Annotated in this window: 24 protein-coding genes; 13 read left to right on the top strand and 11 right to left on the bottom strand. The window is 70.9% G+C overall.

The window, feature by feature from the left end; genetic code table 11:
• Positions 1 to 71 precede the first annotated feature (71 nt).
• Together CFN78_RS26190 and CFN78_RS26195 are read right to left on the bottom strand one after the other, a co-directional pair.
• Positions 72 to 767 carry a response regulator transcription factor gene (locus CFN78_RS26190; RefSeq protein WP_094865710.1) on the bottom strand — a complete coding sequence of 232 codons (696 nt, stop codon included), beginning with the start codon at positions 765 to 767 and terminating at the stop codon, positions 72 to 74.
• The gene (locus CFN78_RS26195; RefSeq protein ID WP_094865711.1) at positions 755 to 1,930 is read right to left on the bottom strand and encodes a sensor histidine kinase; all 1,176 of its coding nucleotides are present in this window, start codon (positions 1,928 to 1,930) and stop codon (positions 755 to 757) included. The genes CFN78_RS26190 and CFN78_RS26195 overlap by 13 nt, the downstream gene beginning before the upstream one ends.
• Positions 1,931 to 2,339: 409 nt before the next feature.
• On the opposite strand from CFN78_RS26195, the gene CFN78_RS26200 reads away from it, so the two are divergent.
• Positions 2,340 to 3,275: a DUF5996 family protein gene (locus CFN78_RS26200; protein WP_094865712.1), complete on the top strand. Its 936-nt coding sequence runs from the start codon at positions 2,340 to 2,342 to the stop codon at positions 3,273 to 3,275.
• An 81-nt stretch (positions 3,276 to 3,356) separates the two neighbouring features.
• Here the strand turns inward: CFN78_RS26200 and CFN78_RS26205 are convergent, their stop codons facing one another.
• Genes CFN78_RS26205 through CFN78_RS26230 form a run of 6 tightly spaced genes read right to left on the bottom strand, consistent with a single transcriptional unit; the run spans position 3,357 to position 10,789 of the window.
• The gene (locus tag CFN78_RS26205; protein WP_094865713.1) at positions 3,357 to 4,142 is read right to left on the bottom strand and encodes an alpha/beta hydrolase family protein; all 786 of its coding nucleotides are present in this window, start codon (positions 4,140 to 4,142) and stop codon (positions 3,357 to 3,359) included.
• The gene (locus tag CFN78_RS26210) at positions 4,139 to 5,413 is read right to left on the bottom strand and encodes a transporter (RefSeq protein ID WP_094865714.1); all 1,275 of its coding nucleotides are present in this window, start codon (positions 5,411 to 5,413) and stop codon (positions 4,139 to 4,141) included. The genes CFN78_RS26205 and CFN78_RS26210 overlap by 4 nt, the downstream gene beginning before the upstream one ends.
• A gap of 3 nt (positions 5,414 to 5,416) precedes the next feature.
• The gene (locus tag CFN78_RS26215) at positions 5,417 to 5,965 is read right to left on the bottom strand and encodes a hypothetical protein (protein ID WP_094865715.1); all 549 of its coding nucleotides are present in this window, start codon (positions 5,963 to 5,965) and stop codon (positions 5,417 to 5,419) included.
• On the bottom strand, positions 5,962 to 8,103 hold the full coding sequence (locus CFN78_RS26220) for a hydantoinase/oxoprolinase family protein (protein WP_094865716.1): 2,142 nt from the start codon (positions 8,101 to 8,103) through the stop codon (positions 5,962 to 5,964). The genes CFN78_RS26215 and CFN78_RS26220 overlap by 4 nt, the downstream gene beginning before the upstream one ends.
• 20 nt (positions 8,104 to 8,123) lie before the next feature.
• Complete coding sequence (locus tag CFN78_RS26225) at positions 8,124 to 9,761, bottom strand: FAD-dependent oxidoreductase (RefSeq protein WP_094865717.1); 1,638 nt, start codon at positions 9,759 to 9,761, stop codon at positions 8,124 to 8,126.
• The gene (locus CFN78_RS26230) at positions 9,758 to 10,789 is read right to left on the bottom strand and encodes a LacI family DNA-binding transcriptional regulator (protein ID WP_094865718.1); all 1,032 of its coding nucleotides are present in this window, start codon (positions 10,787 to 10,789) and stop codon (positions 9,758 to 9,760) included. The genes CFN78_RS26225 and CFN78_RS26230 overlap by 4 nt, the downstream gene beginning before the upstream one ends.
• Before the next feature lie 197 nt (positions 10,790 to 10,986).
• Here CFN78_RS26230 and CFN78_RS29980 point away from each other — a divergent pair, with 197 nt between their 5' ends.
• On the top strand, positions 10,987 to 11,976 hold the full coding sequence (locus CFN78_RS29980) for a glycoside hydrolase family protein (RefSeq protein ID WP_094865719.1): 990 nt from the start codon (positions 10,987 to 10,989) through the stop codon (positions 11,974 to 11,976).
• Positions 11,977 to 12,027: 51 nt separating this feature from the next.
• Here the strand turns inward: CFN78_RS29980 and CFN78_RS26240 are convergent, their stop codons facing one another.
• Positions 12,028 to 12,744 carry a MerR family transcriptional regulator gene (locus CFN78_RS26240; RefSeq protein WP_094865720.1) on the bottom strand — a complete coding sequence of 239 codons (717 nt, stop codon included), beginning with the start codon at positions 12,742 to 12,744 and terminating at the stop codon, positions 12,028 to 12,030.
• 272 nt (positions 12,745 to 13,016) lie between these two features.
• Between CFN78_RS26240 and CFN78_RS26245 the strand changes: the two genes are divergently transcribed.
• The 5 genes from CFN78_RS26245 (at position 13,017) to map (ending at position 17,621) form a co-directional block, all read left to right on the top strand.
• Positions 13,017 to 13,409, top strand: coding sequence for a GntR family transcriptional regulator (locus CFN78_RS26245; protein WP_094865721.1), 393 nt, complete (start codon positions 13,017 to 13,019; stop codon positions 13,407 to 13,409).
• Positions 13,406 to 14,266 carry an ATP-binding cassette domain-containing protein gene (locus CFN78_RS26250; RefSeq protein WP_205660658.1) on the top strand — a complete coding sequence of 287 codons (861 nt, stop codon included), beginning with the start codon at positions 13,406 to 13,408 and terminating at the stop codon, positions 14,264 to 14,266. The genes CFN78_RS26245 and CFN78_RS26250 overlap by 4 nt, the downstream gene beginning before the upstream one ends.
• On the top strand, positions 14,263 to 15,216 hold the full coding sequence (locus tag CFN78_RS26255; protein ID WP_094865722.1) for a hypothetical protein: 954 nt from the start codon (positions 14,263 to 14,265) through the stop codon (positions 15,214 to 15,216). Before CFN78_RS26250 ends, CFN78_RS26255 begins: the two co-directional genes overlap by 4 nt.
• 220 nt (positions 15,217 to 15,436) lie before the next feature.
• Complete coding sequence (locus CFN78_RS26260) at positions 15,437 to 16,711, top strand: alpha/beta hydrolase family protein (protein ID WP_133116492.1); 1,275 nt, start codon at positions 15,437 to 15,439, stop codon at positions 16,709 to 16,711.
• A gap of 133 nt (positions 16,712 to 16,844) precedes the next feature.
• Positions 16,845 to 17,621, top strand: coding sequence for a type I methionyl aminopeptidase (gene map / locus CFN78_RS26265; RefSeq protein ID WP_094865724.1), 777 nt, complete (start codon positions 16,845 to 16,847; stop codon positions 17,619 to 17,621).
• A 145-nt stretch (positions 17,622 to 17,766) separates the two neighbouring features.
• On the opposite strand, the gene CFN78_RS26270 is transcribed toward map, so the two are convergent.
• Positions 17,767 to 18,036 (bottom strand): DUF2631 domain-containing protein, encoded by a 270-nt coding sequence (locus CFN78_RS26270; RefSeq protein WP_094865725.1) that lies wholly within the window; start codon positions 18,034 to 18,036, stop codon positions 17,767 to 17,769.
• Positions 18,037 to 18,139: 103 nt separating this feature from the next.
• On the opposite strand from CFN78_RS26270, the gene dxr reads away from it, so the two are divergent.
• The 5 genes from dxr (at position 18,140) to CFN78_RS26295 (ending at position 23,212) form a co-directional block, all read left to right on the top strand.
• Positions 18,140 to 19,366 (top strand): 1-deoxy-D-xylulose-5-phosphate reductoisomerase, encoded by a 1,227-nt coding sequence (dxr, locus tag CFN78_RS26275; RefSeq protein WP_420807929.1) that lies wholly within the window; start codon positions 18,140 to 18,142, stop codon positions 19,364 to 19,366.
• A 3-nt stretch (positions 19,367 to 19,369) separates the two neighbouring features.
• The gene (locus CFN78_RS26280) at positions 19,370 to 20,596 is read left to right on the top strand and encodes a M50 family metallopeptidase (protein ID WP_094865727.1); all 1,227 of its coding nucleotides are present in this window, start codon (positions 19,370 to 19,372) and stop codon (positions 20,594 to 20,596) included.
• A 131-nt stretch (positions 20,597 to 20,727) separates the two neighbouring features.
• Positions 20,728 to 21,888 carry a flavodoxin-dependent (E)-4-hydroxy-3-methylbut-2-enyl-diphosphate synthase gene (gene ispG / locus CFN78_RS26285; protein WP_094865728.1) on the top strand — a complete coding sequence of 387 codons (1,161 nt, stop codon included), beginning with the start codon at positions 20,728 to 20,730 and terminating at the stop codon, positions 21,886 to 21,888.
• A gap of 143 nt (positions 21,889 to 22,031) precedes the next feature.
• Complete coding sequence (locus CFN78_RS26290) at positions 22,032 to 22,823, top strand: AraC family transcriptional regulator (RefSeq protein WP_094865777.1); 792 nt, start codon at positions 22,032 to 22,034, stop codon at positions 22,821 to 22,823.
• Positions 22,820 to 23,212, top strand: a complete 393-nt coding sequence (locus CFN78_RS26295; protein ID WP_094865729.1) for a VOC family protein — start codon at positions 22,820 to 22,822, stop codon at positions 23,210 to 23,212. Before CFN78_RS26290 ends, CFN78_RS26295 begins: the two co-directional genes overlap by 4 nt.
• Before the next feature lie 8 nt (positions 23,213 to 23,220).
• Here the strand turns inward: CFN78_RS26295 and CFN78_RS26300 are convergent, their stop codons facing one another.
• The gene (locus tag CFN78_RS26300) at positions 23,221 to 23,427 is read right to left on the bottom strand and encodes a DUF4177 domain-containing protein (RefSeq protein ID WP_094865730.1); all 207 of its coding nucleotides are present in this window, start codon (positions 23,425 to 23,427) and stop codon (positions 23,221 to 23,223) included.
• A gap of 106 nt (positions 23,428 to 23,533) precedes the next feature.
• Between CFN78_RS26300 and CFN78_RS26305 the strand changes: the two genes are divergently transcribed.
• Positions 23,534 to 24,388 carry a GNAT family N-acetyltransferase gene (locus tag CFN78_RS26305; RefSeq protein WP_094865731.1) on the top strand — a complete coding sequence of 285 codons (855 nt, stop codon included), beginning with the start codon at positions 23,534 to 23,536 and terminating at the stop codon, positions 24,386 to 24,388.
• The last annotated feature ends 17 nt before the right edge of the window (positions 24,389 to 24,405 follow it).

The following is a 24,405-nucleotide window of genomic DNA, read 5'->3' on the forward strand; positions in this document are numbered from 1 at the left end:
CTCTGCCGACCAAAGTCGGAGCGTCCGCGACGCGGGGCGGGTCCGGCACGGTGCGTGGTCCCGGTGTGCGCTCAGTCCTGCCCGTCCGGGTGGTCGAGCTCCGCGTCGTGTACGAGCAGGGCCACCTGTACGCGGTTGTTGAGGTCGAGCTTGGTGAGTATCGCCGACACGTGGGTCTTGACCGTGGTCAGGCCGAGGTGGTGACGGGCGGCGATCTCGGAGTTGGAGCGCCCGGTGCCGATCTCGACCGCGACCGCGCGTTCCCGGTCGGCGAGCAGGTCGAGGCGCTGGCGGGCCGCGCCCCGGCGGGTGTCCCGCTCCGACTCCGCGACCCTGGCGATGAGCCGCCGGGTCACCTCCGGCGAGAGCACGGGACGTCCCTTGGCCGCGTGCCGGATCGCGACGACGAGTTCGTCCGGCGGGGTGTCCTTGAGCAGGAACCCCGCGGCCCCCGCCCGGAGGGCGCGCAGCACGTGGGCGTCGGCGTCGAAGGTGGTGAGCACGATGACCTGGGGCGCGGATGGCCGGCTCCGCAGTGTCTCGGTCGCGGTGAGCCCGTCCGTACCGGGCATCCGGATGTCCATCAGCACGACGGCCGGGCTGTGCAGCCGGGCCAGCTCCACCGCTTCCGCACCGTCGCTCGCCTCGGCGACCACCCGCAGATCGGAGGCGCCGCGCAGCATCATCTTCAGCCCGAAACGGACGACCGGGTCGTCGTCGGCGACCAGCACGTCGATGGTCGGTACAGGGTCGGTCACGTCGGCCACGGTAGCCACATCCGCACCCGCCAGCCGCCCGAGACCGTCGGGCCGTATTCGAGTCGCCCGGCCACCAGGCGCGACCGCTCGGCCAGGCCGCGCAGCCCCTCCCCGGACCCGCCGGGCCGCGAGGTTTCCGCCGCCGGTGGCGTGTTGACGATCTCGGCGGCCAGGTGGTCACCCGGCCCTCCGGTGATCCGGATGACGACCGAGGCACCCGCGGCGTGCTTGCGCACATTGGTCAGGCACTCCTGTACGAGGCGGTAGAGCGTGCGCCCCTGCGTCGCCGGGAAGGCCCGGCCCTCGCCCGTCACCCCCGTCTCGTCCCGCAGTTCGACCGGGGTGCCCGCCTGGCGGGCCTCGTCGACCAGTTCCAGGACGTCCTCGACGACCGGCAGTGGCAGTTCTCCCACCGGTGCCCGGAGCACCCCGATCACCTCACGGAGATCCTGCAGGGCGCGGTGCGCGTTCTCCCTGATCACCTCGGCCGCCCGCGCGACGTCCTCGGCCGGCGCCTCGCGGTAGTAGGTGAGGGCACCCGCGTGCACGCTGAGCAGGGACAGCCGGTGACCCAGGACGTCGTGCATCTCCCGCGCGAGAGCCTCCCGCGCTTCGTGCTGCGAGTGGGCGGCCCGTAGTCGCGCCTCGACGCCGGCCGCCTCGGCCCGCTCCCGCAGGGACGTGACCAGGTCGCGGCGGCTGCGCACGGACAGCCCCCAGGCCACAACCGCGATGTGCCCCAGGACGATGGCGGCGAACACCAGGACCGGCGAGGCCACCGGCTCGGGCCGCAGGAGCTGGTACACGCTGAGCGCCGCGAGGCTGGCCGCACACAGTGCCGCCGTGGCCCGGGTCGAGCAGTGCACGGCCACCGTGAACAACGCGACGACCGCGGGCCCGGACACCGACTCGGAGAACGAACTCGACGCGACCAGGACCGCGGCCAGCACCACCGGGAATCGGCGCCGCCACCACAACGCGACGCAGCCGAGCACGCCTGTCGCCCAGTCCCCGTACACGATCCAGACCGGCACTTCCTCCGGCACGTTCATCCGGTGGGCGGCGGCGAGCAGCCCGACCGCGGCGGCCACCACGATCAGGGCGCCGTCGACCACCCGGTCGCCGATCGCTTCCCTGAGCGTCCGCCGCCCGCTGCCCGTCGATCCACTCATCGCCGCGAGCCTAGGCCCTGCCCTGCGATCGGCGTTGGCGGAAAGCCCCGAGCACGACACCGGTACGAAGCCTTCCCACCGCCGTGCCGTGGGTCCGCCCGCAGGGCGTGGAATATCGCGGCCGCCATCGTGGTTGCCGAGTTGCCTGACGCGCACGACGCCGCCATGACACGACGAAGGTGAGAGAGCCACGCCTGCCCCGGGAACGCGGCAGTTTCCGCACACCGGATCGGCGGTTCGCGAGCACTCGGCGGAGGTCCTTCATGTTGGATCGGTTGATCTGCTTGGGCGGCAACAGTTCCGTGACGAAGCGGGTGATCGGGCGGCGCCACGGTCACTCCGGCGTTCTCGGCAAGGCCGGACCCGGCAACGCGAATCCCGGCTACCGACAATCGGAAGGATCAGACACATGACGAACCAGCGCAGCACCGCCTGGCCCGCCCTGCGGGTCGCGGACTGGGAGGACACCCGCGACACCCTGCACATGTGGACGCAGATCGTCGGCAAGCTCCGACTCGTCCACGCTCCACTGCTCAATCACTGGTGGCAGGTCACCCTCTACCTCAGCCCCCGCGGTCTGACGACCGGAAACGTGCCGTACAGCGACGGTGCCTTCGACATCGAGTTCGACTTCGTCGAGCACCAGTTGCGTATCCGCACCAGCGACGGTGCCGGCCGGACGGTCGCGCTGGAACCCAAGACGGTGGCCGAATTCTACGAGCAGACCATGCGGGCACTGGACGAACTCGGCATCGAGGCGACCATCCAGGACCGGCCGAACGAGGTCGACCCTGCCATCCCGTTCGCCGAGGATCACCAGCACGCCTCCTACGATCCGCGGGCCGCGCACCTGTTCTGGCGTCAGCTCCTGCAGGCCGATCGGGTCATCGGCGAGTTCCGCTCGCACTTCGTCGGCAAGGTCAGCCCGGTGCACTTCTTCTGGGGCGCCATGGATCTGGCCTGCACCCGCTTCTCCGGACGCCCCGCGCCTGAGCATCCCGGCGGGGCACCGAACTGCGGCGACTGGGTCATGGTGGAGGGCTACTCCCGCGAACTGTCGAGCTGCGGATTCTGGCCGGGCGGCGGAGAGGAAGGCGCGTTCTACGCCTACGCCTATCCCGAGCCCGAGGGCTTCGCCGACCATCCCGTCGGTCCGGACGGCGCCTACTACAGCGTCGAGAACGGTCAGTTCCTGCTGCCGTACGAAGCTGTGCGCACCGCGGCCGATCCCGACGCGGCGTTGACCCGGTTCCTGCACGACACCTACGAAGCCGCGGCGCAGCACGGCGGTTGGGATCGCGCGAGCCTCGAGGACGACCCGGCCCGCTGGAGCGACCGCAGGTAGCGGCGCGCCCCCGCAACGAGACACGGCCCGCCCGGTCGCGCCGGAACTCCGGCACATCGAGGTACTGCGGTTCGCGCGGCGTCAGCGGACGCCTGCCACGGACTGCTCCCGTGACCGGAGCCAGTCCGCGGTCACCTCAATCAGTTCGCGGGCGTGCCCCGGCGGGCGGAAACCGTGGTCGGCGCCGGGAACGACGTGGAAGACGGTGTCCGGCCGGTTGTCGGCGGTCGCACGGGCCACGGCACAGGGCACGTGCCGGTCCTGGTCGCCGTGCACGATCAGTGCCGGACCGCGCCAGCCGGAGAGGGCTCGCAGCGGGTCGTGCCGGGTGAACTCCTCGAACAACGCCGGGTCCACGTCGAAACCGTCACGGATACGCAGGAAACCCCGGCGGGCGAAGCTTTCCGCCGCCCCGCCATACAGTTCCCTGCCGCGTGGCAGGGACGGTTCCAGGAACGTCCGGCGCAGATCGAGCACCGGGTTCCACAGCACGAGACCCCGGAGCCGGGGGCCGAGCAGCGGCAGCGACAGCAGCGTCGACACCGCACCGAAACTGGAAGCCACGAGGAACAGCGGCCCGCTGGTCACGGCGAGTGCGTACCGTGCGGCGGCCAGCAGATCGAGCCGCTCCCCTTCGATCGTCACGCCGCGCGGGGTGCCACCGCTCGCGCCGTGCCCCCGATAGGAGAACCGCAGCACGGTGACGCCCCGCTCGCCGAGCCGGGCCGCGAGCCGGGGGAAGTGCCCGAGCTCGTCCAGGTCGCCGGTGATGCCGTGGGCGAGCACGACCGCCGCCCGGCCCTCCGCCCCCTGGTGCAGGCGGGCGTCGAGCCGGATCCCGTCGGCGGCGAGCAGTTCCGGTGTCATGCCAGGAACAGCACCGAGGTCAGCACCAGCCCGCCGATCGCCATCACCCAGGTGTACGGCAGCGTGGAGAGCATCACCTTCTCCGGGCGCACCCCGGCGTACTGCGCGCTCCACACCGTCTGCGTGCTCGTCGGATCGGACACGCACAGCACCTGACCGTAGGACGACATCAGGCCGAGTACCGCGGGCGCCGGGTAGATCCCGCCGGAGATCAGTACCCCGGCGACCCCGACGCCGAGCCCGTAGACGTTGAGCGGACCCCGATAGAGGCACAGCGGTACCAGTGCGGCGAAGACCAGGACGAACAGCCAGGGAGCGGACGGGCTGATCGCGGACACGATCGGCGACAGGGCCTCGACCGCACCCGGCAGCTTCACCGCCGAGAGCAGCATGCCGATGGCGATGAACAGCACGATCGGCGGCGCGGCCACGTCGAACGCCCGGTACAGCGATTTCAGCGCGGTCGCCCCGAAAGCACCGGGCCGGGTGGTGGTGAGCAGCGCGTAGACCACCCCCGCCAGCAGCGAGGGCACGATCGGCACCTCGAACCCGAGTGCCAGCACGATCGGCAGCAACGGTGCCACCAGCGCGTACCACGGCGCGTCCCCCCGGCGTACCCGCGCCTTCCGCGGCGCCCGCACGGACCAGGCGTGCCGGACACCCTTGCGGCGCAGTTCCACGACGATGTAGACGATCCCGATCAGCAGCGCGATCGGGAAGATCTTGAGCTGGAACGAGCGCACCTCCTCCAGCGGCAGTCCCACCGCGTCGGAGAGGAACTGCCAGCCGATCAGCTCCAGCGGCAGGCCCGCCGCGAGTCCCATCAGGACGGTCCCACCCGCGACCACCGCCGGTATCCCGACCGCGATCATCGCCGGGATCCCGACGACACCGGCCAGCATGGCCGCGGCCGCCGAGCCGGTGATGCTGCCACAGAGGATCGACACGGCGAACACGCCGAGCGCGACCACGGTCGGCCGTTCCCCGCCGAACTCGACGATCTTGCGCACGATCGTCGCGGCGATCCCGGTGTCCTCCATCAGCGTCCCGAGCCAGGAACCGAGCAGCACCGCGATCATGGTGGCGGCGAGCATCGGCGCCCCGGTCTGCAGCACCGCCTCGGCGACGCTGTCCTCACCACCGAACGGGGGAGCGCCCGCGCACAACGCGATCGCGATCGCCATGAAGCCCAGTGCGAACGCGGTGGGCAGGATCCTGGTCAGCATCAGGATCACCCCGATGGCCATGACGGCGAGAATGAGCACGCCCATGGGTCAACCTCCGAACGTGTGCTGGGCAAGCACCGTGGTGAGCAGCAGTGGACTGCGCTCGAGCCCGGTGCGCAGGTGGGCGAAACGGTGCGCCGCGATCTCCTCGGCGCCGGTGACGTGCCCGCGGATCCGCCACCGGCCGATCCGTGCCGTGGTGTGGCCGAGCCGCCGGGCGAGTTCGCGCCCGGTGCCGCCGTGCATCCGGTGATGGGCGATCTCGTGTGCGACGGCGGTGGCGCGTAGTTCCGCCCGGGTGACCGTGCAGCCCGCGCGGGCCAGTACCTCGGTCGCCCGGGAGATTCCGGCCGGGTGAACGAGAATCATCCGCCGGCGGGTGTCGTACTCGGCGAGGATCAGCACGTCCGCACGCACACCGTCCGGCCGGTCGACGGTCTCCGGTGCCGGGCCGGGGTCGGGCGTGGCCGCCAGTTCGTCGCCGAACGCCAGCGCGATCCGCGCCCAGTCGCGCAGCCGCTCCTCTGGCCGGTTCTCGTGCGTCGGGGTGGCCCGCAGCAGTTCGACCGCGAGGTCCTCGTCGGTGGCGGTGCTCATCGGGCCTCCAGGATCGCCACGACGGGCTCGTCCGCGGGACGGCTGCCCGTCTCGGTCCGGATCAGCGCGAGCAACTGCCCGGGATCGAGAACCCCGGACAGGTCGGCGATCTTCGTGCCGACCAGCAGGCGGACGGCCGGGGCGCGCGAGCCGCCGTCACCGAAGCTCGTGCGTTCGTCGACCGCCGCGGCCAGTTCCGTGGCGGCCGTGCCCGCGGTGACGCCGCGGACCACCGCGTCCGGGCTGTGCACCCGGATCACCCCGTCGTCGTCGATCACCCGCAGCCGCAGTCTCGGTGGTTTCAGCCTGCCGAGTCCGCGCCCTCGCACGTGGGCACCCAGCACGCGGTGGTGTGCCGTCCTGGCGAGTTCGGTCACCTCACCGGCATCGACTCCCAGCGAGCGGGCCACCTCGGCGTCCAGCTCGGCGCGTTCCGCCCTCGCCGACCGGTCCCTGGTGCGCAGTTCGGTGGAGCCCGTCGCGATCGCCCGGATCAGGTTGCGCTGCGGATCGACCGTGACGTCGACCTCGACCCCGGCCGGATCGGCTCCCTGCGCGACGACCGCGTTCTCCGCCTCGGCGCGGATCGCCAGTACGTCCGTGTGCGAGGGGCTGGGCACGATGCGTTCCACCGACTCGCGGACCAGCGCGAGCGCCGCCCCGAGCGGACTGATCACCTCGCTGTGCGCGGCGATCCTCCAGTCCAGAGTGGACGATTCGCCCAGGTACGGCGTGACGGCCGCCGCTCCACCGCCGCCACCGACCAGTGTCAGGGTGTCCCGCTCCAGACGGTAGGCATCGGTCAACTGGTCCACCACGGCCCGTACCGGGCGGACGGCGTGGTCGAGCACCAGCCGTGCGGCGTCCACTATGGACAGACCTAGGGTGCGCGCCAGTGGGGCCAGTGCCGCTTTCGCCGCCTCGGGGTCGCTGTGCGCGTAACTGTCACGGGGAACGACCCCGGCGGCGTTGGCCGCGCAGGTCACCGTGATCGCGTACCGGTTGCCGTCGCGGGCACGCAGCGCGACGTAGTCGGCCGGGTCGTCCGGCCTCGGGGCGACACTGACCAGTTCCGCACCATCCAAAGCGGACGGATCGGCGAAACACGCGTAGGACAGCCCGGCGATATGGGCGCTGCGCGGGCCGACCCCGGTGACCGAGGCACCGCCGAGCCGGATCAGCGAACCACCACCGATACCGACCGTGCGGATATCCAGCGACGGCAGGTAGGTTTCACGTCCGGCGAGCCGGGCGTGCCGGACTTGCACCCGCCCGCGCCGGATCACGCTGATGTCGGTCGAGGTTCCGCCGGTCTCCAGGAAGACGCCCTCACTGAGCTTCTCGCCCATCAGCGCTCCGGCGACCCCGGCCGCCGGGCCGGAGAGCGCGGTCAGCAGCGGCCGTGCGCGCATCTCGGGCAGCGCCATCACGCCGCCGTCACCACGCATGACCATCAGTGGGGCGGTGATTCCGGCGGCGGTCACGCTGCGCTCCACCAGATCGGCGGTCTCCACCATGCGCGGCATGATCGCCGCGTTGAGCGCCGCCGTCCGCGCGCGTTTGGCCAGGCCGTAGAGCCCGGTGATCTCGTGCGTCGCGGTGGCGAGCAGTCCCTGTGCCCTGGCCTCCGCGACGACGGCGCGTTCACCGAGCGGATCGTCCACACTGAACGGCTCCACCGCCGCGACCACGGCCGCGCCCTCGGCCTGCAGCCGGTCGACCGCCTCCTTGACCGCGACCGCGTCCCCAGGATCGCGCACCGCCGCGTACCTGATCGGCAGGGTGCGTCCCGGCGCGAGCTCCAGCTTGCCGAGCGCGCGCAGCCTGCGCGTGGCGAAGGCGTCGAACCCACTGCCGATTCCGGCGATCCCGACCACGGCCACGTCGCCTTCGAGCAGTGCGTTCGTGGCCTGCGTGGTGCCGTGCGCGAGGAAGGAGACGTCGTCGGCGCCGATTCCGGCGTCCGCGCGCAGTTTCTCCAGTGCCAGCAGGATTCCGTTGGCCACCCCGTCGGCGTGATCGTGGCTGGTCGGCACCTTCGCCTTGGCGAGCAGCTCGAACGTCCGCGCGTCCACCGCCACCGCGTCGGTGAAGGTACCGCCCACGTCGATGCCGATCCGTACTCGTTTTTGCGCCATTGCAAAACCTTTCGGACTGCTCAGTAGCCCTGCACTTCGGGCCAGTGCCGTTCGACCCCCGCTTGGTCGAGTTCGGCGGCGAACTCGTCGAAGAGCTTCTCCTCGGCACGCACCGCCTGCGGGGTGACCCCGCGCCGCAGCGCGAACCCGGCCAGCAGGCCGGCCACCTCGCCGATGTTCCACTCCACCGGATGCAGCCGGAAGCAGCCGTTCGTCAGGTGGGTCGTACCGACGTTCTTGGCCGAGGGCAACAGGTTCGTAACCCGCACCGGCAACAGGGCGCCGAGCGGGATCTCGAACGGAACGCTCGCCACGTCGATGTAGCGGTCACCCGAGGTGGACGGATGCAGGTCGATCCGGTAACTGCCGACACCGACCGAATCGGGCCGAGACACCCGGCCGCGTACGCCGAGAATCTCGGCCGACACAGCGTGTTCGGTGACGGTGGTGACGGCCCGGATCCGCCGGGATTCCCTGACGTAGGCGGATTTCGCCAGCCCGTCCCGGGTGCCGGTGACGTCGGGGCGGAGCCTGAGCCCGGGGAAACCGGTGCCGCCGTCGGGTCGCGGGGCCTCGGTCTGCAGCCAGTAGAGCACCGACAGGGAGAGCTGCTTCGCCTCGTAGTGCGCGCGTTCCACGTCGGCGGGGCCGGTCCTGCCCTCGATCTCCAGCGCGGGCCGCAACCAGTAGTCGTTGAGCGGCCAGTTCACCAGGGTGATGTCGGAGTCGAAGGCGCCGGGCTCGTGCAGGCCGCGGGCCAGGATGCGGCGGAACCCCCACAGTTCCTTGTCGCCCGCGTCCGCGCTCTGGTCGGCGCTGACGTCGAGCGGGTCGGTGTCCGGGTTGGGCACGAAGGTCCGTTCGACGGGTTCCAGCGTGCGCGGGTCCGGTGCCAGGAAACCGAGCAGCGGCCCCGGCCAGAACTCCGGTGTGTACTCCCGCCAGAACTCGTACATCGCCGGTCGCTCGATGACGTGGTTCTCGCCCTCGTGGTGGGACAGTGCGAAGCAGTAGGTGATTCCCTGCAGATTGACCGGATCGGCCTCCTCGGGGGCGTGCGGCTCCGCGTGCTCGGCGCGGGACTCGGCGCCCACGACGTACTCGACCCCGGCCATCGGTAGCAGGTCGCCGTTCTCGGTGGCGTCGAGCACGTATTCGGCGCGCACCAGGACGTTCTCGCCGTCCGGGCCGGAGAGGGTGACCGACTCGACCCGGTCTCCCTTCGCCGACGCGCCGACCGGCCGGTGCTCCAGCAGCAGGGTGATCCGGCCCGCGCTGATCTGCGGCGCGAGAAGTTCCCGCAGCACCGCGAGCGCGACCCTGGGTTCGTGGCACAGCTTGCTGACGCGTCCGGCGCCCGGGTTCAGTTCCGGCAACCGCAGTGCGCCCGCCCGCAGCGGGTAGTTGCGGCGGTAGTAGTCGCGGATCCGCTCGCGCAGCTCGCGATACGTGCGGGTGCCGCCGAAGCGCTCGATCCACGGATTCTCGTCCGGCGGCACCGCCTGCGCGGTGAGCTGACCGCCGATCCAGTCGGTCTCCTCGGTGAGCACGACGCGGTGTCCCGCGCGGGCCGCCGCGAGCGCCGCGGCGACACCGCCGAGTCCGCCGCCCGCGACCAGGATCTCCGTGTCCAGTTCCGTCTTGCCCAATGTCGTCATACGTCCTGATTCCGTCGGATTGTGTCCCCCGCGACGGGTGCGCAGGGCAAGAGCCGGTGCAGCTCGGGTGCCGCCCGGCGGTCCGGGCCGACCAGTGCGTCGAGCAGGCGGACCGCACCGCGGCCCATCTCACGCCGTGGTACCTCGAACCCGCTGACCACCGGCCCGGGTACGCCCGCCGGCGGGCGGCCGAGAACGGCGAGCGACAGATCCCCTGGCGCCGACATCCCGGCGGCGGCGAGCGCGCCGGTCACGGCGTGGAAGACCGCGCCGGTGTCGGTCTCCTCGACGACCACCGCGGTGACGCCCTCGGCGGCCCAGCGTCCGAGGTCGGGCAGGCCCGCACCGTCGAACCGGTCCACCCGGACGTCCAGCCGGTGCGCGGCGGCACCGGCGAGCACACCCTGTTCGCGGTCCCTGGACGAGGGCGCGTCGTCGTCCTCGCGCAGGTACCGGATCGTGGTGTGCCCGGCGTCGGCCAGCCTGCCGATCAGCTCGGCGGACGCGGAGACGTAGTCGGCGCCGACGTACGGGATGGTCCCGCCCAGCTCCTCGCGCCGTCCTATGTAGACGACCGGGAAGCCGCTGGCGACCAGTTCGCGAATCGGTTCGTCCGGCACGTGCCTGCCGAGGAAGAGGCAGCCGTCGGCGAGCCTGGTGCGGTGTATCCGGGTGTGGTCGTGCGTCCGAGTGCCCGCGCTGGACCCGGTGAACAGGATGAGGTCCTGGCCGAGTTCGGCGGCTTCCTCCTCGACGCCGACCAGGATCGGGTAGTACGAGTCGGCGACGTCGGTCGGGAAGGTCGCGGTGAAGGTGTAGAGCCCGAGCAGGTTGTTCCGCGAGGAGGCGAGCCTGGTGGCCACCGGATCCGGGACGTAGCCCAGTTCCTCGGCCGCGGCGAGCACCCTCCGGCGGGTGTCCTCGGCCAGCCGCACACCCGCGCGGTTACCCCCGAGCACCACCGAGACGGTCGCCTGGGACACCCCGGACATCCGGGCGATGTCGGCCTGGCGTGGTCCCCGTGCCATCGACACTCCCTTCGGCTACCGCGTTGAGCTAATGCGAATTAGCGACAGCCTGAATCGCTCGAAGGTGTGCGTCAACGTTTCTGTCCGAATCGGCCAGAAATCGATCAGTGGCTGCACTAATACGTATTAGCACGTTGACCGGTGTCGAAGCCTGTGCTTACCGTCGTTTGAGCCACTTCAGCGACGAAGGAGCCGCCATGAGCCTGTCCCGACGTCAGATGCTGCTCGGAACCGCGAGCCTCGGAGCCGCGGCGGGCCTGGGGGCGGCGTTCCCCGCGACCGCCCTCGCCGGCCCCGCCGGTTTCCCGGACTACCGCTTCGTCCGGACCGCGTTCGACAAGGACAAACTGATCTACAATCCGACCAAGGAACTGATCTTTCCTTGTATCCGCGGGGTTTCCGGACGGATCGCCAACCCGCTCGGCCGCTACTACCTCTACTACGCGCCGCACGACCCGCCGGGCGGGATCTGCCTGTCCTACGGCGATTCTCTGGAGGGCCCGTTCACCGAGTACCCCCACAACCCGATCGTTTCCCGTAACTGGCCGGGGGAGTACTCGGTCAGCCATGTCTCGTCACCGCACGTGCTGTGGAACGAGGACGAGAAGGAACTCTGGCTGTACTTCCACGGGGAGAACACCGTCACCAGGCTCGCCCGTTCCAAGGACGGCATTCACTTCGACTACGACAAGGAAGTGCTGTCCACCCGCCTGCAACCGGAGGGCACCACGGAAACCTCGTACGCGCGGGTGTTCCGGCACGACCTGCCGTCGAAGAACGCGCGGTACGTGATGGTGTTCATGGTCAACAACAGCACCGACCATCGCGACATCGGCTGGGGCTGGTCGGCCGACGGCCGGAACTGGACCTTCGCCCAGGAGCCGCTGATCAACCATGCCGAGGTGGGCGCGGCCAACGTCGGGGGCCCGCACCTGTTGTGGCGCAACGGCAGCACCTACGTCGTCTACAACACCAACATCGAAGCCGGCGGCAACCTGCTGATCACCGAGGTCGGCAACGACTTCAGCAGGCGCGAGCACCTCGGGATCTTCCACCGGCCGCTGGCAGGCGCACCGGACCGCGGCCGGTGCGCGGCACCGAGCTTCGGCACCGAGAACGGCCGGGAGTACATGATCTACGAGGCCGGAGCCCGGCTCGAAGGGTCCATCGCCATCGCCCGCGCCTGAGCGGGCCGCGGTGCCCGCCGCCCGCTCAGGCACGCGATTCGCGGAGGCCGTCTACCGCCGCGCGGCACTGGTGCCGGTGTCGCGGAGCGCGCGCCGGACGCGGCCGAGAACGTCCACCTGGGCGGGGTTGTAGAGCTCGTCGATCGCGTGCTCGATCGTGTTCGCGGCCGAACGGACACTCGGGTCACGCAGTCCGGGGTGCTCGGCGAGCAACCCGCGTGCCTGCGGTGCCAGGCGTTCGGCGAGTTCCCGCCGGGTCTGTTCGTCCGCGTCCGGCGGCAGGCCGTCGAATTCGGCGGAGTCGGGCAGGCCGCGGTGGTTCCGCAGGATCTCGGCGTAGGCGTCGAGCGCGGGGGGACTGAGTACCTCGGCCATGACGGCGGAGAACGCGCGGTCGGCCTCGGACAGGCCCGCCGCGGCGGCTTCGGACGGCAGGCGGGCCGAACCGTCCCCGCGCAGCCGTATCGCGAGATCGAAGCGCGCCCGCCGTAGCCGGTCGACGGTCGCTGCGAGTGTGGCGTCCACGGACCGGAGGGACCCTCCCGGTCGCTTGTCGGCGCGGTCCAGGGCGGCGATCTGGCGCAGTGAGTACCCGAGTTCGGTCAGCCGCCTGATCCGCAGCACGCCCATCAACTCGGTCATGCCGTAGTACGTGTCGCCGTTGTGGCGTCGTTCGGGTTCGGCGAGCAGGCCGAGCTCGTGGTAGTGCCGCACCGTACGCAGGTTCGTGCCCGCGAGTTCGGCGACCTGACGAGTGTTCCACGCCATGACGGACGCTCCTCGGGAGTCGATCGGGTCCACCGGCACGGGCGTACCGGCGACCGTCAGTAAAAGGGGTGCCGGTGCGGCATGGTCAACCGTCCGCACGGCACAGGTCGGTGTCGTAGGTCACCGGCTTCACCGTGGCACCGCGGGTTTCCCGGCCGGGCTTCGTTCGCTCCGCGCCCGCGACGGAATACCGCGCTCGACCTGGCTTCTTGACGTCCAGCGCGCTGATTGATCTACTATTGTTCTAGTTAAGCGACACAATTAGGGTTGGCATGGTCGAGTTCCGAGTGGATCGATCCGCCGGGCTGCCGGCTTACCTGCAGCTCGTGCGGCAGGTCCGGGAGGCGTTGCGGATGGGCTGGCTGGTGCCGGGAGACCGGCTGCCGACGGTGCGGGCGGTGGTGGCCTCCAGCGGGGTCAATCCGAACACCGTTCTCAAGGCCTACCGCGAACTGGAGGTCGCGGGCCTTGTCGAGGCGCGGCAGGGGTCGGGCACCTACGTCCGGCGGTCCCTGAACACCGTCGAGGCCGACACGATGACCGGCCTGCGTGCGGGTCTGGCCGAGTGGGTGCGCGGCGCACGGGACGAGGGGCTGGCGAACGACGACATCGAGGCACTGCTGGGCGCGGTGCTGTTCGAGGACCAGGGGGAGGTCGGCCGGTGAACGAGACCAGAAACGACGCTGTCGCCGTGCGGGTGGACGGCCTGACGAAACGGCTGGGCCGCACGCGGGCGCTGCGGGACTGTTCCTTCGACCTGCGGTCGGGCACCGTCTCCGCGCTGGTCGGCGCCAACGGGGCGGGCAAGAGCACCTTGCTGAAAGTGCTGGCGGGGCTCTACCGGCCGGACGAGGGCAGCGCCGTCAGCTCGGGCCGGGTTTCGTTTGTGGCGCAGGAAAAGCCGTTGTACCGCTCGCTCACGGCCTCGGACATGTTCCGTGCTCTCGCCCGGCTGAACCGGGTGTGGGACGTCCGGCGCGGACACCGCTGGCTGAGCAGATTCGGCGTGCCCGCGGACCGGGCGTGCGCGAAGTTGTCGGACGGGGAGCGGACGCAGGTGGCGCTGGCGCTCGCCCTCGCCGCGGTGCCCTCGGTGCTGCTGCTGGACGAGCCGCTCGCGAGCCTCGACCCGCTCGTGCGCAGGGAGGTGACCGCCGAACTGCTGACCGAGGTCGCGGACAGCGGAACCACCGTGGTGATGTCCACGCACGGGGTGACCGAACTCGACGGCGTCGCCGACCATCTCCTGCTGCTCGCCGGTGGCAGACTGCTCGCCCGCGGCGAGATCGATTCCCTGCTGCGGCAACACATCCGCTATGTCGGCCCGCGCAGCGACACACCCCCCGTCGGCGGCGAGGTGGTGCACGCGCGGCACGAGGACGACCAGTCCAGCTTTCTCGTGCACGCCGCCGAGGACGTTCCCGGATCGCCGCCCGCGGGCTGGCTGGCCAGACCCGTGCCGCTGGACGACCTCGTGCTCGCCCACCTCGCGGCGAGCCGGACCGCGGAGGTGCCGGCGTGACCAGTACCGAACGGTCGATCGGAACGAGCAGCCTGGCCGCGCTCGCGCTGCGTCAGCACCGGTGGGTCATCGCCGGGACCACGGCGCTGGTGCTCGGGTACCTCGTGTACGCGATCAGCACGGGATCGGAGCAGGCGCGGGAACTCACCCCCGCCCCTCCTGTCGGGGCGACCGGTTCGAGTTCCTTGCTGGTCGACCTGCTGCCGGGGCTGGCCGCCCTGTTCGCGGTGTTCTGGGCGGCACCGCTGCTGAGTCGCGAGTTCGAGCAGCGCACCCATCTGCTGGTGTGGAGCCAGGACGTCTCACGGACCCGCTGGTTCCTCGGCCAGACGATCGTCCTGCTGGTCGCCGCTGCCGTTCTCGCGGCGATCGCGGGCCTGACCGCGAGCGCGGTCGTCGACCGCATCGTCGCCGTCCGGCAGGATTCGTACCCCCGCTTCCTCATGCCGGCCTTCGAAGCCTCGCCGGTCGTGCAGGTGGGTTTCGCCGTCTTCGCCATCGCGCTCGGCGTGACACTGAGCGTGCTCCTGCGCCGAACGGTGCTCGCCATGGGCGGCACCCTTGCCGTGTTCCTCGCCGTCCGGTCGGCGGTCAACTCGCTGATCCGTCCGTACTACCTGCCACCCGAGCGGATCGCGACGCCCCTGCCGAACCGTGACCACGTCAGGAACATCCCTGACACCGCGCTTCAGGTCGATTCCGGCTATCTGGACGCCACCGGCGCGGTCGTCGGCGACCACACCCTGTGCAAGCCCGAGGTGAGCGCACCGTTGCGCGAGACCGAGAACTGCCTGCGGCGGCGAGGCGCCATCACCGAGTACACCGATGTGCAGCCCGCGGAGCGGCTGCTCACCTTCCAGTTGATCGAGACCGGGCTCTTCCTCGTTCTCGCCGTGGGACTGTTCTTTCTTGCCGCGCGGGCACTGCGCCGCATCCAGTTCACCGGCTAGCCAAAAAGGGGGACGCGGGGGCCGTCGTGCGCATCGCCGTGCGGCGGTCCCCGCGTGTGCGCGGGTCCCGGACCCGCATCGGTAGTGCGGGTGCTACCCGTTTCGTAGCGCGGCGATGATCGCGCACCCTCCTCGTTTCCGGTCGAATCGATCACCGTGACCGGACCCGGCATCGGCGACAGCGGCCGTGGTCGACGCGAACGATCGGCAGGAGCTCGACATGACCGGACGGAAGATCCTGGGCGGCGCGGCCGCGGTGATGGCGGCCGCGCTGCTGTTCACCGGGCTGCCCGCGGCGGCGGCACCCGAGGGGGCGGCGATGCGCCCGAGTGTGGCGCGGCCGACCGGCCCGCACGCGGTCGGGAAGACGGACCTGCGGCTGCTCGACCCGGATCGGGCCGACCCGTGGGTGGGCTCCGAGAAGCGGCAGCTCATGACGACGGTCTGGTATCCGGCGGGCGGCGGCGGTGAGCCCGCCCCGTACACCGGACCGGAGCTGGCGAACCACCTCGACCGGACCGTCACGCCGGAACTCGGTCTGGACCAGGGACGGGTGGACTGGGCGAACATCGAGACGCACGCCGCCGCCGCACCGCCGGTGACCGGGCGGGCGGGCGGGTATCCGGTGGTGCTGTACTCGCCGGGCGCGTTCGAGTCCCGCGTCTACGGCAGTGGCGCCGCCGCGGATCTGGCCAGTCACGGCTACGTGGTCGTCACCGTGGACCACACCTACGAGACCGAGGTCGAGTTCCCCGACGGGCTGCGGCCCAGAGTGGCCGACGCGGGTGACCCCGACCAGGCGGCGCTGCTGCGAAAGGTCTTCGACGTCCGCGTCCGGGACACCCACTTCGTGCTCGACGAGCTCACCGAACTCGGTGCGGGTCGTAAGCCCGACGCCGACGGGCGAGCCCTGCCGCCGGGCCTCGGCGCGGCCCTGGACCTCGACTCGGTGGGCATGGTCGGGCACTCGGCCGGTGGCGACACGGCCGCCCAGGCGATGTCCGAGGATCGCCGGATCGACTCGGCCGTCGACATGGACGGGTTCCTCGCCTACGACTCGATGGGGGAGCAGCCGATGCCGGTCGCCGAGCATGGTCTCGACCGGCCGTTCCTGCTGATGGGCTCGGAGAGTTCGGTGTCGGAACTGCCCCCGCCCGGTCAGCAGCCGGACTGGATACTGCGCACCCACCACAGCAATCCGGCGTGGGCCTCACTGTGGAACCGTTCCACCGCGGGGAAACTGGACCTGGCGATCCCGCGCGCCAGGCACCACGTGTTCACCGACCACCTCGCGATTCTGTTGCAGCTCGAGGAGATCGGTGTTCCCGGCGAGACCGTCGCCGGGCTGATCGGCAGCACCGCTGATCCAGGCCGGGTGTCCGGGTCCGTGCGTGCCTACGTGGAGGCGTTCTTCGAACAGCATCTCCGGCACCGGCCTCAGCCCCTGCTCGACGGCCCGTCACCGCATCATCCGGATATTCGCTTCGTCCGTTAGCCACGCAGGCAACGGATACCGGCCGGACTCGGGCACCGCCCGGGTCCGGCCTTCGCGGACGTCCCGTGGAACCGAGGACCGCACCGGTATAGTATGGACGGGATAGTTATTGGTAGCGTGAGAAGGGCGCCGCATGATCGAGATCCTGACCCCCACCGAGCTGGCCCACGCACGGGGCACGGGCGCACTGGTCGCCGACATCCTGCGGACGGTGAGAAGTCGCAGCACTGTCGGCACCAGCCTCCTGGACATCGATCGGTGGGCGAAGGACCTGATCGTCGAGGCCGAGGCGCAGTCCTGTTACGTCGACTACGCGCCGTCCTTCGGGCGCGGACCGTTCGGCCACTACATCTGCACCGCCGTCAACGACGCCGTGCTGCACGGACTGCCGCACGACTACCAGCTCGCCGACGGCGACCTGCTGACGCTCGACCTGGCCGTCTCCAGGAACGGGATCGCCGCGGACTCCGCCATCAGCTTCATCGTGGGCGACTCGGCACCCGCGGAGAGCGTGGCGATGATCGAGGCGACCGAACGCGCGCTGCACGCGGGGATAGCAGCAGCAGGCCCCGGAGGCCACGTCGGTGACATCTCCCATGCCATCGGCTCCGTCCTGGACGAGGCGGGCTACCCGATCAACACCGAGTTCGGCGGCCACGGCATCGGATCGACGATGCACCAGGACCCGCACGTGTCGAACACCGGACGACCCGGTCGTGGATGCCCGCTGCGCCCCGGACTGCTGCTGGCGCTGGAGCCGTGGGTCATGGCGGACACCGCCGAGCTCGTCACCGACGCCGACGGCTGGACCCTCCGGAGCGCGACGGGCTGCCGGACGGCGCACAGCGAGCACACGATCGCCATCACCGAGGACGGAGCCGAGATCCTCACCTTGCCCAGCGCGGGCTGACCGCACGGCCGGAGCGCCGCGTTTCCCTTGCCCCGCAGGCACGTCACCGCGAACCTCGGCGATCCTTGGAATGTGTTCGGACGGGACCTGGTAGTCGTGCCGACTCGGGACATCGGCCACGGCGGCGGGCCGCCGGGAGACCGGCTCAGCGCCGCCAGGAGGTGCGACCGCGGCGGATGTCCCAGAGCAGCGTCGCCACCAGGGACACTCCGAGACCGATCAGCCAGATGTCCTCCATCGCGTTGACGTGGTTGCCGATGAGCATGAGGAACAGCGCTAACGCGCTGAACCACGCGGCGATCCGGGTGGCCTTCGGGAAGGTCCCGTGCCAGCCCCACTCGGCGGAGGGCTCGTCGCGCGGATCCACGGCGCCGACGTCCGCCCGTTGCTGCTTCTCGACGGCCTTGCCTGCCACGATCTCTCCTCACGGCCCACGTCACGCTGACCCCTCGATGATTTCACATCGGACGGGGTGGCTCACCGAGGACCCGCTCACACCGTGGGCGACAATGGCCGCGATGACTCCTCCCAGCTCGGCTCCCGCCCCCGGCCGGACCGTCCTCGTACTCGGCTCCACGGGCTCGATCGGCACGCAGGCGCTCGACGTGGCCGCGGCGGCCCCCGAGCTGTTCCGCATCGCCGGGATCGCCGCGGGCGGTTCCGATCCGGCGGTCCTGGCCGCGCAGGCCATCGCGCACTCGGTGCGGGCGATCGCGGTGATCCGGCCGACCGTGGTGGAGGACCTGCAGCTCGCGCTCTATGCGGAGGCGCAGAAGCGCGGCTACTCCCGGGGCGAGTTCCGGCTGCCGCGCATCTTCGCCGGGAAGAACGCCGTGCTGGAGTTGATCGACGCGGTCCCGGTGGACGTCGTGCTGAACGGAATGCCCGGCTCCCAGGGACTCGAGCCGACGTTGCGCGCGCTCGGCACCGGCGCCACGCTCGCGCTGGCCAACAAGGAATCGCTGATCGCGGGCGGCCCCCTGGTGCTCGGCGCGGCACGACCCGATCAGCTCGTACCGGTCGACTCCGAGCACTCGGCCCTGGCGCAGGCGATGCGCGGCGGCCGGGCCGAAGAGGTGGAGCGGCTGGTGCTGACCGCCTCCGGCGGGCCGTTCCGCGGCCGGAGCAGGGCGGAGATGGACGAGGTGACCGTCGAGCAGGCGATGGCGCACCCGACCTGGGCGATGGGCCCGGTCATCACCGTCAACTCGGCGACCCTGGTCAACAAGGGCCTGGAACTGATCGAGGCGCAGTTGCTGTTCGACATGCCCGCCGAGCGCATCGACGTCGTCGTGCACCCGCAGTCGATCGTGCACTCGATGGTCACCTTCGTCGACGGCTCGACGATCGCCCAGGCCAGCCCGCCGGACATGCGCCTGCCGATCGCGCTGGCCCTGAACTGGCCGGACCGGGTACGGGGGGCGGCGCGGCCGTGCACCTGGGACACCGCGGGCTCGTGGACCTTCGAACCGCTCGACGACGAGGCCTTCCCCGCCGTCGGGCTGGCCCGGCACGCGGGCACCGTCGGCGGCTGCCTGCCCGCCGTCTACAACGCGGCGAACGAGGAGATGGTGGCCGCGTTCCTGGCACAGAACGCCAGCTTCACGTCCATCGTGGACACTGTTGCGGAGGTGGTCGAGGCCGCCGACCAATGGCATCGCGACCCCCGCGATGTCGCCGACGTACTCGCGGCCGAGGAATGGGCACGTTCCCGGGCCGCCACGATCATGGCCGGAGGGAACTAGCGCGTGGCCGCCTACATTTTCGGAGTCGTGCTGTTCGCGCTGGGGATCTGCATCTCCGTCGCCCTGCACGAGGCGGGCCACATGGTCACCGCCCGGATGTTCGGGATGCGGGTGCGGCGCTACTTCGTCGGCTTCGGCCCCACCGTCTTCTCCTTCCGCCGCAAGGACACCGAGTACGGCCTGAAGGCGATCCCGCTCGGCGGATTCTGCGACATCGCGGGCTTCACGGCGATGGACGAGGTCACCCCCGAGGAGTCCTCCCGGGCGATGTGGCGCTTCAAGACGTGGAAGCGCACCGTGGTGCTGGCGGCCGGCTCGGTCACCCACTTCATCGTGGGTTTCATCATCCTCTACGCGATGGCCGCGACGATGGGCCTGCCGAACCTGGCGGGCACGCCGCAGGTGGCGGCGGTCGCCCCGTGTGTCGCCGACGCCCGCACCGAGGCGGAACTGCGCACCCCCGCCTGCGGGCCGGGCACCACCGCACCCGCCCTGCAGGGCGGGATGCGGGCAGGCGACGAGATCGTCTCCGTGGCCGGGGCGGCCACCCCGTCCTACGCCGACGTGACGGCGAAGGTGGAGCCGCTGTCCGGGCCGACACCGATCGAGGTGGACCGCGACGGCACGATCGTCCCGCTGACCATCAACGTGGAGCGGGTCGACCGCCCGGTGGTGGATCCGAAGAACCCGGACGCGGCCCCGCAGGTGGTGGAGAAGGGTTCCATCGGCGTCACCTTCCCGCGGATGTTCGAGTACAACGCGGGCACCGCGGTCGGCGGCACGCTGGCCTTCACCGGCGACATGTTCGTGCAGACCTTCCAGCGGCTGATCGAGTTCCCCGAGCGCATCCCGGCGGTGGTCGAGGCGATCTTCGGCGGCGAACGCGACCCGAACACCCCGGTCAGCGTCGTCGGCGCCAGCCGGATCGGCGGCGAGGCCGTCGAGCAGGGCCTGTGGGAACTGTTCCTGCTGCTGCTGGCGAGCCTGAACTTCTTCGTCGGTGTGTTCAACCTGCTGCCGCTACTGCCACTGGACGGCGGGCACATCGCGATCACCTGGTACGAACGTGTTCGCGACATGTTCCGCAAGATGCGCGGGAAGGCGGCGGGCGGGCCCGTCGACTACTCGAAACTGTCCGCGGTGACGATGGTGCTCGTCTTCGTGGGCGGTGCCGTGGTCCTACTCACGGTCACCGCGGACATCGTCAATCCGATCCGCATCTCGCCCTAGCGTTTCCCCAGGTCGTCCCGCGCACGCCGAGTCGTCTCCCGCCCGGGGGCGACCGGCTCGCGGCGGGTGACACCCGGTCGGGCGGTATCGTGGCGGACGGACGCATTCGCAACGCAGCAGCAGAGGATCCGATGACCGTCGCGCTCGGTATGCCCGCCACCCCGCCCCCCGTGCTCTCGGACCGTCGCAAGACCCGTCAGCTCCAGGTCGGACCGGTCGGCGTCGGCAGTGACCACCCGGTCTCGGTGCAGTCGATGACCACCACGGTCACCTCCGACATCAACGCCACCCTGCAGCAGATCGCCGAGCTGACCGCCGCGGGCTGCGATATCGTGCGCGTCGCCTGCCCGACCCAGGACGACGCCGAGGCGCTGCCCGCGATCGCCCGCAAGTCGCAGATCCCGGTGATCGCCGACATCCACTTCCAGCCCAAGTACGTCTTTGCCGCCATCGAGGCCGGCTGCGCCGCGGTGCGCGTGAACCCCGGCAACATCCGCAAGTTCGACGACCAGGTCGCCGAGATCGCCCGCACCGCACGGGACCACGGCACGCCGATCCGCATCGGCGTCAACGCCGGTTCGCTGGACAAGCGGCTGCTGGAGAAGTACGGCAAGGCGACGCCGGAGGCGCTGGCCGAGTCGGCCATGTGGGAGGCCTCGCTGTTCGCCGAGCACGGCTTCCACGACATCAAGATCTCGGTCAAGCACAACGACCCCGTCGTCATGGTGCGCGCCTACGAGCTGCTGGCCGAGCAGTGCGACTACCCGCTGCACCTCGGCGTCACCGAGGCGGGCCCGGCGTTCCAGGGCACCATCAAGTCGGCCGTCGCCTTCGGTGCGCTGTTGCGCCAGGGCATCGGCGACACGATCCGCGTCTCGCTGTCCGCCCCGCCGGTGGAGGAGGTCAAGGTCGGCACGCAGATCCTGCAGTCGCTGAATCTGCGCCCCCGCAAGCTGGAGATCGTCTCCTGCCCGTCCTGCGGTCGTGCGCAGGTGGACGTCTACAAGCTGGCCGACGAGGTGACCGCCGGGCTCGAGGGCATGGAGGTTCCGCTGCGGGTGGCTGTCATGGGCTGCGTCGTCAACGGTCCCGGCGAGGCCCGCGAGGCCGACCTCGGTGTCGCCTCCGGCAATGGCAAGGGGCAGATCTTCGTCAAGGGCGAGGTCATCAAGACCGTGCCCGAGGCGCAGATCGTGGAGACGTTGATCGAGGAGGCCATGCGGATCGCCGAGGAGTCCGGCGAGGCCGCCGAGTCCGCCGAGGCCGGCGGTCCCACCGTCACGGTCGGCTGATCGCGCCCGGAGCCCGTTCCGTCGTTCCCGGCGCGAGTACCGCGAGTACCGCGAGCACGGGATCGCGGGACAGCGCCTAGTCTGGTGCGGTGAGCCAGGCCGACGAGTGGGCCGTCTCCGCACCGCATCCCGCGCTGCGGCGGATGATCACGCGCTACACCGGCTACACCCAGCACGGCTGCACGCTGAGCCTGCACCGCGGCCTGCCCTCGCGGCACCTCACCCTGGTCGTCAGCCTCGCCGCCCCGGTGCGCATCGTGGGAATGCCCGGCGGCCAGGCCCCGGCCGAGCTGTCCGGTTTCGTCGGCGGCATGCACACCAGCAGTGCGCTGATCGCGCAGGACGCCGAGCAGAGCGGCGTGCACATCGATCTTCATCCGCTGGGCGTGCGGAACCTGCTGGGCCTTCCCTCGGCCGAGCTGTCCGGCCATGTCGTGGGACTCGCCGAGCTGGACCGGCCCCGGCTGGCCGAACTGCCGGAGCGGCTGCACGAGGCGGGATCCTGGCCGCGCCGGTTCGCGATCCTGGACCAGACCTTCCGTGCCGAGTCGGTGCAGGCTCCGGGCCCGGCACCGGAGATCGGCTGGGCGTGGCGCCGGATGCTCGCCGACGGCGGTACCGGAGCCGTGGCGACGCTGGCCGGCGAGGTCGGCTGGAGCAGGCGCCATTTCTCCGAACGCTTTCGCGCGGAACTCGGCCTCTCCCCGAAACAGGCCGCCAGGGTGCTGCGCTTCGAGCGCGCCTGCGAGGCGCTGCGTGCCCGGCCGGACACCGATCTGGCCGAGCTGGCCGTGGCGTGCGGCTTCTACGACCAGCCGCACCTGAGCAACGAGTGGCGCGCACTGGCCGGATGCACGCCCGGCACCTGGATCGCCGAGGAACTCCCAAATCTCCAATACGAGCCGCGCTCTCCCGGCGAACACTCGACGACATGAACAGCCCAGGAGTATGGCCCTGTCTCACCTACGCCGATGCCGACGCGGCCCGGCGCTTCCTCACCGAGGTGTTCGGTTTCGCCGAGGCGCTGACCGTGCGGGGCGAGGACGGCACCGCGATCGTGCACGCGGAACTGACCTGGCCCGAGGGTGGCGGTCTCATGTACGGCTCGGCCGGAACGCCGTCCGGGGGCGTGCCCGAGCCGCCTGCGGGCGGGCAGTGGCTCTACGTGGTGACGGCCGATCCGGACGCCGTCCACGAGCGCGCGGTCGCGGCCGGGGCCACGGTGGTGCACGCGCCCTACGACACCGACTACGGCTCCCGCAACGTCGGCCTCGCCGATCCGGAGGGCAATGTCTGGACCTTCGGGACGTACCGGGGCGCGTGAGCGCGGACTCAGCCGGCGGGACGCTCGAAGGTCAGCAGCAGGCCGTCGACGCCGCCGGGGCCGATCCGGCCCTTCACATCGGCCGAGGTGATCGCCTTCAGCGCCCAGCCTTCGGCCGCCTCGGAGTTGAGCACTCGCTCGAGGCGGTCGCCGGACATCTTGCCGCCGATCATCTTCTCGCGGAGTTCGACGACGCGGTACTCGAATCGCTGCATGGACGCCGATCCAACCGGCATCGGCCGGCCAGGGCAAGCGGCCGGCCGCGGGCGCACCGGAACGCGGGTTTTCCCTATTCGGCGTCCGTCTGGCACTCTTAGTCCTGTGTTGCGGCTGGCCGGTGCACGGCTACTCGACGAACGGGACTACCCGGCGGTTCGTGCCGCGCTCTCGGCGGACCCGGTGGGCACCTGCATGGTCGGCGCCCGGGTCGAGATCGCCGGGGTGAACCCCCGGCGGCTCGGCGGCGAGCTGTGGTCTGCGGACGCTCGTTCCCCCCGGCAGGGCCGCATCGAAGCTCTGTGTTTCTCCGGCCCGAACCTCGTCCCCCTGTGTGGCGACGCCCCGGCTCTGCGCTCGTTCGCCGACCGGGCGCTGCGCAGGGGACGAACCTGCTCCTCGCTGGTCGGCCCAGCGCAGCAGGTGCTGGGCTTGTGGGACGAACTGGCACCGGAGTGGGGGCCGGCCCGTGAGGTGCGGCACGACCAGCCATTGATGGCCATGGACGCGCCGTCCTCGGTCCTGGCCGATCCGCTGGTCCGCGCCGTCCGCCCGGACGAACTCGACCGCTATCTCCCCGCCGCGGTCGCGATGTTCATCGAGGAGGTCGGCGTCGACCCGAGGGCCGGCGACGGCGGTGCCAGCTACCGCGCCCGGGTCACCGAGCTGATCGCGGGTGGTCGCGCGTTCGCCCGCTTCGACGGGGACGAGGTCGTGTTCAAGGCGGAGATCGGTGCGCTGTCCGGCACGGTCGGGCAGATCCAGGGTGTCTGGGTGCATCCGAGCAGGCGTGGTCACGGGCTCGGCTCGGCAGGCACCGCCACGGTGGTGAACCGCTTGGTGCGCGGCATGAACCGCACCGCGAGCCTGTACGTCAACTCGTACAACGGTGCCGCGCTGGCGTCGTACCGGAAGATCGGTTTCCGGCAGGTCGGCTGCTACGCGACCGTCCTGTTCTGAGCGGTCCGCCACGACAC

Source organism: Amycolatopsis antarctica (assembly GCF_002262875.1).
In the GTDB taxonomy this organism is placed as follows: Bacteria; Actinomycetota; Actinomycetes; order Mycobacteriales; family Pseudonocardiaceae; genus Amycolatopsis; species Amycolatopsis antarctica.